Origin of the sequence: Streptomyces sp. NPDC097981, from assembly GCF_040302565.1 — a bacterium.
Taxonomy (GTDB): Bacteria; Actinomycetota; Actinomycetes; order Streptomycetales; family Streptomycetaceae; genus Streptomyces.
Map to the genome: position 1 here is coordinate 176060 of NZ_JBEORW010000003.1, position 13275 is coordinate 189334.

Annotated in this window: 11 protein-coding genes and 1 riboswitch; of the genes, 6 read left to right on the forward strand and 5 right to left on the reverse strand. The window is 71.7% G+C overall.

Going from position 1 to position 13275, the window contains the following annotated elements; translation table 11 throughout:
* Window positions 1-77: 77 nt before the first annotated feature.
* The 5 genes from ABTY04_RS04125 to ABTY04_RS04145 all read left to right on the forward strand — a co-directional run bounded on the left by ABTY04_RS04125 (window position 78) and on the right by ABTY04_RS04145 (window position 5522).
* Window positions 78-1661, forward strand: coding sequence for an HD-GYP domain-containing protein (locus ABTY04_RS04125; RefSeq protein ID WP_352211737.1), 1584 nt, complete (start codon window positions 78-80; stop codon window positions 1659-1661).
* Complete coding sequence (locus tag ABTY04_RS04130) at window positions 1658-2929, forward strand: HD-GYP domain-containing protein (RefSeq protein ID WP_352211738.1); 1272 nt, start codon at window positions 1658-1660, stop codon at window positions 2927-2929. The genes ABTY04_RS04125 and ABTY04_RS04130 overlap by 4 nt, the downstream gene beginning before the upstream one ends.
* A gap of 130 nt (window positions 2930-3059) precedes the next feature.
* Window positions 3060-4049, forward strand: a complete 990-nt coding sequence (locus ABTY04_RS04135) for a tetratricopeptide repeat protein (protein WP_352211739.1) — start codon at window positions 3060-3062, stop codon at window positions 4047-4049.
* A gap of 66 nt (window positions 4050-4115) precedes the next feature.
* Window positions 4116-4751 carry a peptide deformylase gene (gene def / locus ABTY04_RS04140; protein WP_352211740.1) on the forward strand — a complete coding sequence of 212 codons (636 nt, stop codon included), beginning with the start codon at window positions 4116-4118 and terminating at the stop codon, window positions 4749-4751.
* Window positions 4752-4787: 36 nt separating this feature from the next.
* A complete protein-coding gene (locus tag ABTY04_RS04145; protein WP_352211741.1) occupies window positions 4788-5522 on the forward strand; it encodes a hypothetical protein in 735 nt (244 codons plus the stop codon).
* Between the two features lie 108 nt (window positions 5523-5630).
* Here the strand turns inward: ABTY04_RS04145 and ABTY04_RS04150 are convergent, their stop codons facing one another.
* The 3 genes from ABTY04_RS04150 to ABTY04_RS04160 all read right to left on the reverse strand — a co-directional run bounded on the left by ABTY04_RS04150 (window position 5631) and on the right by ABTY04_RS04160 (window position 9900).
* Window positions 5631-6647, reverse strand: coding sequence for a ribonucleotide-diphosphate reductase subunit beta (locus ABTY04_RS04150; protein WP_352211743.1), 1017 nt, complete (start codon window positions 6645-6647; stop codon window positions 5631-5633).
* Window positions 6647-9085, reverse strand: coding sequence for a ribonucleoside-diphosphate reductase subunit alpha (locus ABTY04_RS04155; RefSeq protein WP_352211744.1), 2439 nt, complete (start codon window positions 9083-9085; stop codon window positions 6647-6649). The genes ABTY04_RS04150 and ABTY04_RS04155 overlap by 1 nt, the downstream gene beginning before the upstream one ends.
* A gap of 140 nt (window positions 9086-9225) precedes the next feature.
* A riboswitch (cobalamin riboswitch) is annotated at window positions 9226-9348 on the reverse strand.
* A 51-nt stretch (window positions 9349-9399) separates the two neighbouring features.
* Entirely contained in the window at window positions 9400-9900 is a 501-nt protein-coding gene (locus ABTY04_RS04160) for a GNAT family N-acetyltransferase (RefSeq protein ID WP_352211745.1), read from the reverse strand.
* Window positions 9901-9978: 78 nt separating this feature from the next.
* Between ABTY04_RS04160 and ABTY04_RS04165 the strand changes: the two genes are divergently transcribed.
* Window positions 9979-10563, forward strand: coding sequence for a Uma2 family endonuclease (locus tag ABTY04_RS04165; protein ID WP_352211746.1), 585 nt, complete (start codon window positions 9979-9981; stop codon window positions 10561-10563).
* A 43-nt stretch (window positions 10564-10606) separates the two neighbouring features.
* Here ABTY04_RS04165 and ABTY04_RS04170 read toward each other — a convergent pair whose 3' ends face one another.
* Entirely contained in the window at window positions 10607-10804 is a 198-nt protein-coding gene (locus ABTY04_RS04170) for a YbdD/YjiX family protein (RefSeq protein WP_352211747.1), read from the reverse strand.
* Window positions 10801-13047, reverse strand: a complete 2247-nt coding sequence (locus tag ABTY04_RS04175) for a carbon starvation CstA family protein (protein ID WP_352211748.1) — start codon at window positions 13045-13047, stop codon at window positions 10801-10803. The genes ABTY04_RS04170 and ABTY04_RS04175 overlap by 4 nt, the downstream gene beginning before the upstream one ends.
* Window positions 13048-13275 lie beyond the last annotated feature (228 nt).

The window sequence follows — 13275 nt, forward strand, 5'->3', positions numbered from 1 at the left end:
GGGCCCCACCTATTCTCCCCAGACGGCGCCGGTGAGATCCGGTGCCGGGTGTGCACGGCACAGGGGAGGAGAGCGCCATGCGGGTACTTCCGCCGGCGGCGCGTGCATACATCCTGTGCGCCGTCCTCGCGGCATCGGCCTGCGCCGCCCCGGCCTTCGCCGGCTCCGGAACCCCCTGGCCCGCCGTGGGACTGCTGGCCTTCCTCTACCTCGGCTGCGAACTCGCCAAGATGTGCCCGTTGCCGGGCGGCCGGGTCCCCGAGGGCATCGGCTCCTTCTTCCCCGTGGTGCTCGCCGCCGTCTTCCTGCTGCCGCCGGCCGCGGCCGCGCTCGTCGCGCTGCCCGGCGGGTTCGCCCAGGCGGTGGTCCGGCGGCCCGTCAGGGTCCGCCGGGTGTGGCACGCGGCGCAGCAGGCCACCGCCGCCTGGGCCGCGGGAAGGACGTTCGGGCTGCTGGGCGGCCCGGCCGCGCTGGGCGGAAGCTCCTTCGGCCGGGCCTTAGGGGGGTCAGGGGCGTCCGGTGCGGCCGGCCCGGTCGCCGACTTCCCGTACGTGATGCTCCCCGCGGCGGCCGCGGCCGCCGCCTTCTGCCTCGTACTGACCGCCCTCGACGCGGGCGTCCTGGCCGCCGCCGAGCGCCGGCCCGCGCGGCCCGCCGGGCGCGGACCGCTCAACCTCCCCCGGATTCCGTCCGGGGGGACCCCCACCCTGGCCCCGCACTGCGTGCACGGCCTCGCCGGGCTGGTCATGGCCGTCATGTGGCGCAGCCCGTACGGGGTCCCGGCCGCGCTGCTCGCCCTGCTGCCGATGTACATCTCCTGCTGGGTCTTCGCCCAGTACCAGCGCGAGCGGGCCGCCCACCAGGCGGCCGTCCGGGCGCTCGTCCAGGCCGTCGACCTCAAGGACCGCTACACGCGCGGCCACGGCGAGCGCGTCGGCCAGGCCTCGGCGATGATCGCCCGCGAGCTGGGCATGGCCGAGGACCGGCTGGAGGTCGTCCGCATCGCCGGGATCCTGCACGACGTCGGCAAGATCGGCGTCCCGACCCGGCTGCTGCGCAAGGACGGCCCGCTGACCCCCGAGGAGCGCCGGGTCATCGAGCTCCATCCCGAGTACGGGCACGAGATGGTGCGCGGCATCGGCTTCCTGGGGGAGGCCCGGTCCGCGATCCTGCACCACCACGAGCGGGTCGACGGCTCCGGCTACCCGTACGGGCTGTCCGGCGAGCAGATCCCGGTGCTGGCCCGGGTGGTGGCGGTGGCCGATGCCTTCGACGCGATGACCTCGACCCGCTCGTACAGCCGGGCCAGGCCGGTGCCGACGGCCCTGGCCGAGCTGGAACGGTGTGCGGGGGCGCAGTTCGATCCGGCGATGGTGCACGCGCTGGCCGACGCGATCGGCCGGGACGGCTGGCACCCGGTGGTCACCGCGGACGACGACGACCTCCAGGTGATCCCGGCCGGTTCCGGTTCCGGTCCTGGTTCCGGTGCCGCGTGTGCCGCCGCCGGGGCGGCCCCCCTGCCGGGCGGGACCCCCGCGCCGGCACTGCCCGCACTCCCCGCCCAGGGCCGGCTGGCCATCCGCCGCTCGCGCACGCGCGCACGCTCGCGTACGCGCACCCGCACACTTGCCCGGGATGCGGACAGCGGGGACGGCGCGTGAGGGCCCGGGTGGTGTGGACGGTGCGCGCGGCCGCCGGACTGCTCACCCTGGCCGGGCTCGGGCACACCCTGTGGCACGGCGTCGTCGAGCCCGGTACGGCCCTGGCCTTCGGCACCCTGATCGCCTGCGGTGAGCTCGCCCGCCGCGACACCCGGGCCGCCCGGGACGAGGGCGGGGACCGCAGGCCGGCGCCGCTGGGCTGCGCCGGCGCCCTCGCGTACGCCCTGCTCGGCCCGAACGCCGCCCAGCCCACCCACCACGGGGCGCTCCAGGTCGTCGCGGTCGTCGTCGGCGCCGCGCTCGCCGGGACGGTCCCGCACATCGCCCTGGGCCGCGGGCCGGCCGCCGATCACCTGGCCCGGCGGGTCCTGACCGTCGCCTTCGCCGCCGCCTGCTTCCAGCCGCTCTACGACTCCGGCCGGCTCGGGCACGGGATCGGGCAGGGCCCGTACCTCGTTCTCTACCTGGTCTTCCTGCTCGGCCTCACCGCCCTGTGCGACGCCGTGCTCGCCGCCGCGCTCGCCGGCGCCGGCACGGCCCGGCCGTACGGGGCCCTGCTGCGCGACGAGCTGCGCGCCCGGCTCGGCATCGGCTCGGCGATCCGCGCAACCGGGGTCGTCATGGCCCTCGGCGTGGCCGTCGCCGGCCTGTGGACCCTGCCCGTCCTCTGCGTGCCCCTGCTGCTGACCCAGATGTCCTCCCACCGGATCAGCGCGATCCGCACCACCTACCGCCAGACCATCACCTCCCTGGCCCGGGCCACCGAGATCGCCGGCTGCACCCGTCCGGGGCACTCCCGCCGGGTCGCGGCGCTGAGCTGCGCCGTCGGCCGGGAGCTGGGCCTGTCGGAGCGGGAGCTCACGGTGCTGGAGTACGCCGCCCTCATGCACGACATCGGCCAGCTCTCCCTCGTCGACCCGGTCCGGTCCGGGGCCACCGCGGCCCTGCCCGCCGCCGAGGCCCGCCGGATCGCCGCGCTCGGCGGGGAGGTGGCCCGGCAGACCGGGGTGCCCGCCGAGGTGGCCGTGATCGTGGAGCGGCAGGCCGACCCGTACCGGGAGCAGCCCGTCGCCGCGCGCATCGTGCGGGCGGTCAACGCGTACGACGACCTGCTGGGCGGGAGCCGTCACCCGGGAGGCTCACTGGCGGCCCTGGAGCAGCTCCGGCTGGGCACCGGGCGCGACTACCAGCCCGAGGTCGTGGAGTGCCTCGCAAGGGTTCTGGCCAGGGACGGACGTGACAGAGTTGTTCCCGTCCCACCTGGGTAACCCATGGGTAATGAGCGGCCGTCCGAGTGGGCATGGTTGGATGCCAGTAGGAGTGTCCGTGAGGGTGTCCGCAAGGCTGCACCGTAGTCCCCCAGCCACCGCTGGGGGTGCCCCCAAGCAGGCGGGAATCGTGAGGATCTTCGGGAAGGTACGGCATCGGCCCTCCGCCTCGTGGCGGCAGGCCACCGACCGCGCGTTCACGCTGATCGGCGACGGGCGGTACGAGGACGCGGGTGCGCTGCTGACGAGAGCCGCGGACCTGGAGCCCTGGCTGTCCGAGTCCTGGTTCAACCTCGCCCTGCTGCACAAGTTCCGGCACGACTGGGAGCAGGCCCGGGCCGCCGGGCTGCGCGCCGTGGCCCTGCTGGACCGCGAGACCGGCGCCCCGGACTGGTGGAACGTCGGGATCGCCGCGACCGCGCTCCAGGACTGGCCGCTGGCCCGCCGGGCCTGGCAGGCGTACGGGCTGAAGGTGCCCGGGGACCCGCACGGCAAGGGCGGCGAACCGGTCGGCATGGAGCTCGGCAGCGCCGCCGTGCGGCTGTCCCCCGAAGGGGAGGCCGAGGTGGTCTGGGGCCGCCGGCTCGACCCGGCCCGCATGGAGGTCCTGTCGATCCCGCTGCCCTCCTCGGGGCGGCGCTGGGGCGAGGTCGTCCTGCACGACGGCGTCCCGCACGGCGAGCGGGTCACCGCGGCCGGCCCTTCGTACCCGGTGTTCGACGAGATCGAGCTGTGGGCGCCCTCGCCGGTGCCGACCTGGGTGGTGCTCCTGGAAGCGGCCACCGAGGCGGACCGCGACGCACTGGAGCAGCTGGCCTCGGACGCGGGCTTCGCTGCCGAGGACTGGTCGTCCTCGGTGCGGCTGCTGTGCCGGACCTGCTCGGAGAGCGTGATGCCGAGCGGTGAGGGCGACGGGGAGCAGCTCGACCCGCACGACCACAGCGAACCGGGACATCCGGGGCCGCTGGGCCACCGTACGAACGGCTCCGGCCCGCTGTGGGTGCCGGAGCGCGAATGCGGCATCGCGGCGCCGGCCGGTCTGGTGCGCGGACTGCTCGACGGCTGGGTCGCGGACAGTCCGGACACCCGGGAGTGGCGGGATCTCGAAGAAGTCTGCTGACCGGGCACCGTAGGCTGTACCGGCACATTGGTGAACGGGTGGACTTACGGAAGGCGTACGGCGGACATGGCGCAGCAGGAGAACGAGGTCGTCGAGATCGTCAACGACGGGTACGTCGTGGACACCGAGGACTGTGAGGCGCGCGAGCTCGCCCACCGCGAGCGCGGCACCGTCCGCCCCATCACGGTGGTCGGCAACCCCGTCCTGCACCGCGAGTGCAAGGACGTCACCGAGTTCGGCGACGAACTCGCGCAGCTGATCGACGACATGTTCGCCAGTCAGAAGGCCGCCGAGGGCGTGGGCCTCGCCGCGAACCAGATCGGCGTGGACGCGAAGGTCTTCGTCTACGACTGCCCGGACGACGAGGGCATGCGCCACACCGGTGTCGTGGTCAACCCGAAGCTGGTGGAGCTGCCGGCCGCCTCCCGCGTGCTCGACGACTCCAACGAGGGCTGCCTGTCGGTCCCGACGGCGTACGCCGCACTGGCCCGCCCGGACTACGCCGAGGTGACCGGCCAGGACGCCCAGGGCAACCCGATCAAGGTCCGTGGCACCGGCTACTTCGCGCGCTGCCTCCAGCACGAGACGGACCACCTGTACGGGTACCTGTACATCGACCGCCTCTCGAAGCGGGACCGCAAGGACGCCCTGCGCCAGATGGAAGAGGGCACCCCGCGCTACGAGACGGTTCCGAACGCGTAATCCCTCCGTTCGACACGGCTCCCGGGGCGGGCCGGCATGGACGTGGTGCACGACTTCCGGCCCGCCGGCGCCTTGTGGTTCATCACGACCACGTTCGTCGGCGGGGTCGGGAAGGACACGAAGACCATCACCGCGACCCTGGGGGCGGCGCCTCCCGCCTGCGACCCGATCGCGCTGGACAAGGACGCGTTCGCGGTGGGCCACAGCGAGGGCCTCAAGGACGGCCGCGTGGACGGCTTCGCGGACACCTACCGCCAGAGCTACGACGACGCGTTCAACAAGAAGAAGCCCGGCCTCACGGCCGACGAGTGCCAGGACCTCGCGCTCAAGACCTTCCAGGACGCCTACGGCAAGGGCTACGAGACCGGGTTCAAGGAGGGCCAGGCCAAGGGCGGCAAGGTGGGCGAGAAGGAGGGCCAGGAGGACCGCCAGAAGGGGAACACCTCCCGCAACGTCACCATCAGGCTGGTCCAGGTGACGGCCACTCCGGCGTCCGGCGAGGCCGACTGCGCCCAAGGCATCCGGTTCACCGCGAACCTCGTGGGCATGGGCGCCGGCACGATCCAGTACCACTGGGAGCGGGCCTCCGGAAAGGTGCCGGGAACCGTGGAGTTCTCCGGCGGCGACAACGAGGTCAAGACGGTGACCGACCAGGCGGCCGTTCCGGCCGGTGTGACGACGGCCACCCTGACCCAGAAGATCGTGATCGACAACGGGCCTTCGCAGGGCAAGACGGCGCAGGCGAGCGCCAACGTCACCTGCAAGAAGTAGGGCGAACGGCACGCGCGCACGGCGGAACGTCCGCGCCCCCGGGTCTCCCCGGGGGCGCGGACGTTTCCGAGCCGGCTGCGCGGACGGGCCGCGGCGGCCGGACAGGACTTAGAAGTCCTCGTCCAGGTCGACCGTGCCCTCGACCGCGACCTGGTAGGCCGACGGACGCCGCTCGAAGAAGTTCGTCAGCTCCTGGACGCCCTGGAGCTCCATGAACGAGAACGGGTTCTGCGAGCCGTAGACCGGCGGGAAGCCGAGGCGGACAAGGCGCTGGTCCGCGACGCACTCCAGGTACTCGCGCATCGACTCGGTGTTCATGCCGGGCAGGCCGTCACCGCACAGGTCGCGGCCGAACTGCAGCTCCGCCTCGACGGCCTCCTTCAGCATGTCCGTGACCTGCTGCTGGAGGGTCTCGTCGAAGAGCTCCGGCTCCTCCTTGCGGACCGTGTCCACGACCTCGAACGCGAAGTTCATGTGCATGGTCTCGTCGCGGAACACCCAGTTGGTGCCGGTGGCCAGGCCGTGCAGCAGACCGCGGGACCGGAACCAGTACACGTACGCGAAGGCGCCGTAGAAGAACAGGCCCTCGATGCACGCGGCGAAGCAGATCAGGTTCAGCAGGAAGCGGCGTCGGTCGGCCTGCGTCTCCAGCCGCTCGATCTTCTCGACCGAGTCCATCCACTTGAAGCAGAACTGCGCCTTCTCGCGGATCGACGGGATCTCCTCGACCGCGTCGAAGGCGGCCGCGCGGTCGTCCGGGTCGGGCAGGTAGGTGTCGAGCAGCGTCAGGTAGAACTGGACGTGCACGGCCTCCTCGAACAGCTGGCGCGACAGGTACAGGCGCGCCTCCGGGGAGTTGATGTGCTTGTAGAGCGTCAGCACCAGGTTGTTCGAGACGATCGAGTCGCCCGTGGCGAAGAACGCGACGAGGCGGCCGATCATGTGCTGCTCGGCGGGCGTCAGCTTCGCGAGGTCGGCGACGTCCGAGTGGAGGTCGACCTCCTCGACGGTCCAGGTGTTCTTGATCGCGTCCCGGTAGCGCTCGTAGAAGTCCGGGTAGCGCATGGGGCGCAGGGTCAGCTCGAAGCCCGGGTCGAGGAGGTTCTTCTTTTCCGTGGAGCTCATTACTGGCAGGCCTCGCAGGACTCGGGGTTCTCAAGGGAGCAGGCCAGCGCCTCGGCGTCGAGGGCCTGCGGAAGGGTGGTGGCGTTCGCGGGGGCGGCGGCCTGGGCGGCGGCCGGGACGGCGGCGCCGGACGCGGCGCGGGCGATCTTCGTCGCCGGGCGGGAACGCAGGTAGTACGTGGTCTTCAGGCCCTGCTTCCAGGCGTACGCGTACATCGACGACAGCTTGCCGATGGTGGGCGTCTCCAGGAAGAGGTTCAGCGACTGCGACTGGTCCAGGTACGGGGTACGGGCCGCCGCCATGTCGATCAGGCCGCGCTGCGGGATCTCCCACGCCGTGCGGTACAGCTCGCGGACCTCGGCCGGGATCCAGTTGAAGCCCTGAACCGAGCCGGAGGAGTCGCGCAGCGCCTCGCGGGTCTGGGCGTCCCACACGCCGATCTTCTTCAGGTCCTCCACCAGGTAGCCGTTGACCTGGAGGAACTCGCCCGACAGCGTCTCGCGCTTGAAGAGGTTGGAGACCTGCGGCTCGATGCACTCGTACACGCCCGCGATCGAGGCGATCGTCGCCGTCGGCGCGATGGCCAGCAGCAGCGAGTTGCGCATGCCCGTGGCGGCGATGCGGGCGCGCAGCGCGTCCCAGCGCTCCGGCCAGGAGAGCTCGACGTCGTAGTGGTCGGGGTGCAGCACGCCCTGGGCGGTACGGGTCTGCTCCCAGGCCGGGAGGGTGCCGTGCTTCTCGGCCAGGTCCGCGGAGGCCTCGTAGGCCGCCAGCATGATCCGCTCGGCGATCCGCGTCGAGAGGGCCTTGGCCTCGGCGGAGTCGAAGGGCAGGCGCAGCTTGAAGAAGACGTCCTGGAGGCCCATCGCGCCCAGGCCCACCGGACGCCACTTGGCGTTGGAGCGGCCGGCCTGCTCGGTCGGGTAGAAGTTGATGTCCACGACGCGGTCGAGGAAGGTCACGGCCGTGCGGACCGTCTCGTCGAGGCGCTCCCAGTCCATCGCCCCCTCCTCGCCGCGGGCTCCTGTGAGGACGAACGCGCCGAGGTTGACCGAGCCGAGGTTGCAGACGGCGGTCTCGCCGTCGTTGGTGACCTCGATGATCTCGGTGCACAGGTTCGAGGAGTGGACCACCGTGCCGGGCAGGGCGGTCTGGTTCGCGGTCCGGTTGGAGGCGTCCTTGAACGTCATCCAGCCCTGGCCGGTCTGCGCGAGGGTGCGCATCATGCGGCCGTACAGGTCGCGGGCGGGCATGGTCTTCCTGGCCAGCCCGGCGGCCTCGGCCTTCACGTAGGCGGCGTCGAACTCGGCGCCGTACAGGTCGACCAGCTCGGGCACGTCGGCCGGGGAGAACAGCGACCACTGGCCGTCCGCGTTCACGCGGCGCATGAACTCGTCGGGGATCCAGTGCGCCAGGTTCAGGTTGTGGGTGCGGCGGGCGTCCTCGCCCGTGTTGTCGCGGAGCTCCAGGAACTCCTCGATGTCCGCGTGCCAGGTCTCCAGGTAGACGGCGGCGGCGCCCTTGCGGCGGCCGCCCTGGTTCACGGCGGCGACGGAGGCGTCGAGCGTCTTCAGGAACGGCACGATGCCGTTGGAGTGGCCGTTCGTACCGCGGATCAGCGAACCGCGGGCGCGGATGCGGGAGTACGAGAGGCCGATGCCGCCGGCGTGCTTCGACAGGCGCGCGACCTGGTGGTAGCGGTCGTAGATCGAGTCGAGCTCGTCCAGCGGGGAGTCCAGCAGGTAGCAGGAGGACATCTGCGGGTGCCGGGTGCCGGAGTTGAAGAGCGTGGGGGAGGACGGCAGGTAGTCGAGGCGGCTCATCAGCCGGTACAGCGAGGCCACTTCCTCGACGGCCTGGACGCTGTCGTTCTCGGCGAGGCCGCAGGCCACGCGCAGCATGAAGTGCTGCGGGGTCTCGATGACCTGGCGGGTGATCGGGTGGCGCAGCAGGTAGCGGCTGTGCAGGGTGCGCAGGCCGAAGAAGCCGAAGCGGTCGTCGGCGCCCTCGGCGAGCGTGTGCTCGACCAGCGCGTCCAGGCGGCTCGCGTGCAGCGCCACGAACTCGGCGGTGCGGTCGGCGATCAGGCCCTCGCGGTGGCCGACCGCGACGGAGGCGGAGAACGAGGTGGCTCCCTGGCCGGCGGCTTCCTCGGCGACGGCCAGCGTCAGCAGCCGGGCGGCGAGCCGGGAGTACGCCGGGTCCTCGGAGATCAGACCGGCGGCGGCCTCCGTGGCCAGCCCGCGCAGTTCGGCCTCGTCGGCGGCGGCGCTGCGCCCGCGGAGCGCGGCGGCGGCGACCCGGCCCGGGTCGGTGTCGGGGAGGTCGGCCGTCAGCTCGGTGAGGGTACGCAGCAGCGCGGCCCCAGGTCCCCCGGTCTCGATTCCGGTGTCGGACGGGTCGGACTCGGCGCGCGGTGCGGAAGGCGCGATGGTCACGGGGGGAGCTCTCCCTCGCTCGGCTCCGGGACACCTGTGGTGCGGGCGCGAGCGGGCGCGCGCGGGCCCTGTCGGGGCACACCGCGCGGCGTCCACCGGCCCAACCGCGAGGCCCGGACGTGTCGGCACCCGGTTCGGTCGAGCCGGGCGCACTGTCGGCAGGTCCTCGGACTTCGGTGACACCTATGGGTGTACTTCATACCGTTGCGGGACAGTTCCGGATTCGCACCGGATTCCCCTGCGGCGACAGCGAAGATGAGCATACATGTGGGGGCCACCCCCTGGGTGACCCCCTAGATGTTGTGTCGCAGTGGCTACAGATCGAGACCGTACGTGAGCAGAGAGAGGCCGGGGAAAGGCTCCCAGTCGCGTTCCGGGGTCCGTGTGAAGCCCAGGCGTTCGTAGATCCGGTGGGCCCCGGTCATGTCGTCCGACGTGGACAGCACCAGGCGCCGTACCCCGTCGAGCGCCCGGGCGCGCTCGATACAGGCCCGTACGAGAGCCTCGCCGGCGCCCCGTCCGCGGCCCTCCCGGGCGACTGCCAGCATCCGGAACTCGGCCTCGTCGGTACCGGCGATGTCGCGGAACGAACTCCCGGGCGGGGCGAAGGCCACGCCTCCGAGCAGCTGCCCGTCGCTCCGCGCGGCGACCAGTATCTCGCTGACGGCGGCCCGCCCGGCCACGTCCCGCAGCCGCGCGAGGTACGGGTCCTCCTCGCCGAAGGTCAGCAGCCCGTCGCCGAGATAGGCCTGGGCGGTGATCTCTCCGAGCGTCCCGTACTCCGCCGCCAGCGCCTGCCTGATCACGATGTCCATGCGGTCGAGTGTGCCGGACGGCTGTCGGCGCCCGGCGCTATCGTCGGAGACAGCACCGTCGAGGAAGGCGAGCGAGGCATGACCGTGATGACCGACCGGCCCCACATGACGACCGAAGACTTCGAGGACCTGGCGCGCATAGCGGCTCGCATGAGGGAGGGGACGCGGCTGGAGTTCATCGACGGGGTTATCAGGAGCAAGGCCATGCCGGACGGCGACCACCAGACGATCATCGAGTGGCTGACGCGGATCTGCATGCAGTACCGGCCGGAACTCTGGCTGCACGGGGGGCAGGGCATCAAGGCCCAGTCGTATCGGGGAGGGCGGGCCATCCCGGACGCGGTGCTGGCGCCTTCCAGGGCGTTCGCCGGGCAGGGCGACTGGGTCGACCCCGACCCGATCCTCATGGCCGTCGAGGTGACCTCGTGGGATTCGGACACCCACCGGCGTGACCATGTCGAGAAGCCCCGCGCATACGCGGAGACGGGTATCCCGGTCTACCTGCTGATCGACCGGGCCAAGTGTGAGATCTCCGTCTACAGCGAGCCCAACGGCCGACGTTACGAGAACGTCCGTACTGTCCCCTACGGCAAGGACATCTTGCTCCCGGACCCTGTCGACATCACCCTCCAGACCGAGCCCCTCAAAGACTGGGTGCGCTGAACGGTGAAGGGCCGCCGCGGTGCGCGGCGGCCCTTCACCCGGTTCAGCAGCAGCGGAAGCCCTCGCGGGGGTCCGCCTCGCGGGAGTCCGTGCGGGCGCGTTCGAAGGCGCGCCGGGTCAGGACCTCGGCCTTGGGGTCGTGCGAGCGGGCGTGCGCGACGTACCGGTCGTACGCCGCCTCGCCCGAGAACTCCCGTACGAAGAACCGCGCCTTCGCCAGCGCCGCGCGGACGCCGCTCACGCCACCGGCTCCTTCGCGCGGCCGCCGCCCGCGTCCAGGCCGGCGGCGGCGAGCTCGGCCCGCTCCTCGGCCGTCGCGATGAGCCCGGCCGGGGCGATGATCTTCGACTCGGTCCACGGGACCTCGGACAGCCTGACCGTCTCGGGGCTGCCGACCGCCTTGAGGCAGGTCCGTGCCGCGTCCAGCAGCACGATGATGATCAGGGCCGCGAAGAGCGCCGACAGCACGCCGTCGACCGTGGCGTTGGTGACGATGGTGTGCATCTCGTCCATGTTCTTGGCGGGCTTGAGTACCTTCCCGGCGTCGATGCCCTCCTGGTACTTGTCGCGCTGCGCGAAGAAGCCGACCTTCACGTCGTCGGAGAACACCTTCTGGTAGCTCGCGGTGAGCGTGACGGCCACGTCCCAGGCCAGCGGGACGCCGGTCACCCAGGCCCACGTGAGCCGCCCGGACTTCACCAGCAGCGTGGTGCAGACGGCCAGGGCCACCGCCGCCAGCAGCTGGTTCGCGATCCCGAACAGCGGGAACAGCTGGTTGATTCCGCCCAGCGGGTCCTTGATGCCGACCCACAGGAAGTAGCCCCAGCCGCCGACGACGAGCGCGCTGGCCAGCCATACGCCCGGCTTCCAGCTGATGTCCTTGAAGGGCTTGTGCACGTTGCCGAGGGTGTCCTGGAGCATGAACCGGCCGACCCGGGTGCCCGCGTCGAGGGTGGTCAGGATGAACAGGGCCTCGAACATGATCGCGAAGTGGTACCAGAACGCCTTCGTCCCGGCGCCGCCGATCACGGACGAGAAGATCTCCGACATTCCGAGTGCGAAGGTCGGCGCGCCGCCCGTCCGGGACAGCAGGCTCGCCTCCTCGACGTCCTTCGCGGCCTGGGTGAGGTACTCGGGCGAGATGGCGAAGCCGAAGTGGGCCACGGCCTGGGAGGCGGTCTCGACCGTGGTGCCGATGACGCCGGCGGGGGAGTTCACCGCGAAGAACAGGCCGGGCTCGATGATGGTGGCCGCGATGATCGCCATGACGGCGACGAAGGACTCCGTCAGCATGGCGCCGTAGCCGATGACCCGGACCTGGGTCTCCTTCTGGATCATCTTCGGCGTGGTACCCGAGGAGACCAGCGCGTGGAAGCCGGACAGGGCGCCGCAGGCGATGGTGATGAAGACGAAGGGGAACATCGACCCGGCGAAGACCGGACCGTCCCCGCGGGCGGCGAAGTCGGTGACCGCAGGCATCTTCAGGGTCGGCATGGCGACGACCACGCCCAGGGCGAGGAGCGCGATGGTGCCCACCTTCATGAAGGTGGAGAGGTAGTCGCGGGGCGCGAGCAGCATCCACACCGGAAGCACCGACGCGATGAAGCCGTACGCGACCATCCAGAGGACCAGGGTCTCCTTCTCCAGCGTGAAGGTGCTCGCCAGCGAGGACTCGGCGACCCAGCCGCCCGCGACGATGGCGAGCAGCAGCAGCGCGACGCCGATGACGGAGATCTCGGTGACCCGGCCCGGCCGCAGTACGCGCAGGTAGAAGCCCATGAAGAGGGCGATCGGGATCGTCATGCCGATGGAGAAGACGCCCCAGGGGGAGTGCGCCAGCGCGTTGACGATCACCAGGGCGAGCACCGCCAGCAGGATGATCATGATGGCGAACACGGCGACCAGGGCGGCGGCTCCGCCGACGGGGCCGATCTCGTCGCGCGCCATCTGGCCGAGCGAGCGCCCGTCGCGGCGGGTGGAGAAGAAGAGGGTGACCATGTCCTGGACGGCGCCCGCGAATATGACGCCCGCGACGATCCAGATGGTGCCCGGCAGGTAGCCCATCTGCGCGGCGAGCACGGGGCCGACCAGCGGGCCGGCGCCGGCGACGGCGGCGAAGTGGTGGCCGAAGAGCACCCGGCGGTCGGTGGGGTGGAAGTCGACACCGTTGTCGAGGCGTTCGGCCGGGGTGGCCCGCGTCTTGTCGACCTTCAGGACCCGCTCGGCGATGAAGCGCGCGTAGAACCGGTAGCCGATGGCGTACGAGCCCAGCGCGGCGGCGAGCAGCCAGGCGGCCGAGATCTCCTCGCCGCGCGAGAGCGCGAGGATGCCCCAGCCGAGTGCTCCGACGAGGCCGACGAGCACCCAGACGGCGACGGACTTCGCCGATTGCGGGGACGCGCCCCCTGCCGGGGAGGGCGAGTCCACCGCCGTGCCCGGACTCGCCTCGTTCCGTTCTGTACCTGTTGCTTCCGGTTCCGGCATGATCCTCGTCCCCTCGTTGATCATCTGCGTAAGCGCAGGGAATCTACGGGGGCCCGCCCGGTGAACGTAAGCCCCCGTCCGTATAGCGGAACGAGAGTCAAGCACGGATCAGTTGGCCGGGCCCAGAGACGAGCGACGAACTTTTGACGTAGCCCCGATCTTGCCGAAGCGGCGACCGACGGGTGGGGTGGGGCCGGACGGGCCGGTCCGCCCGTGCCGAGCGGGGCC

Coding starts and splice junctions, on each gene's coding strand:
- ABTY04_RS04125 (WP_352211737.1), top strand. CDS start 78: ATGCGGGTACTTCCGCCGGCGGCGCGTGCATACATCCTGTGCGCCGTC.
- def (WP_352211740.1), top strand. CDS start 4,116: ATGGCGCAGCAGGAGAACGAGGTCGTCGAGATCGTCAACGACGGGTAC.
- ABTY04_RS04145 (WP_352211741.1), top strand. CDS start 4,788: ATGGACGTGGTGCACGACTTCCGGCCCGCCGGCGCCTTGTGGTTCATC.
- ABTY04_RS04150 (WP_352211743.1), bottom strand. CDS start 6,647: ATGAGCTCCACGGAAAAGAAGAACCTCCTCGACCCGGGCTTCGAGCTG.
- ABTY04_RS04160 (WP_352211745.1), bottom strand. CDS start 9,900: ATGGACATCGTGATCAGGCAGGCGCTGGCGGCGGAGTACGGGACGCTC.
- ABTY04_RS04165 (WP_352211746.1), top strand. CDS start 9,979: ATGACCGTGATGACCGACCGGCCCCACATGACGACCGAAGACTTCGAG.
- ABTY04_RS04175 (WP_352211748.1), bottom strand. CDS start 13,047: ATGCCGGAACCGGAAGCAACAGGTACAGAACGGAACGAGGCGAGTCCG.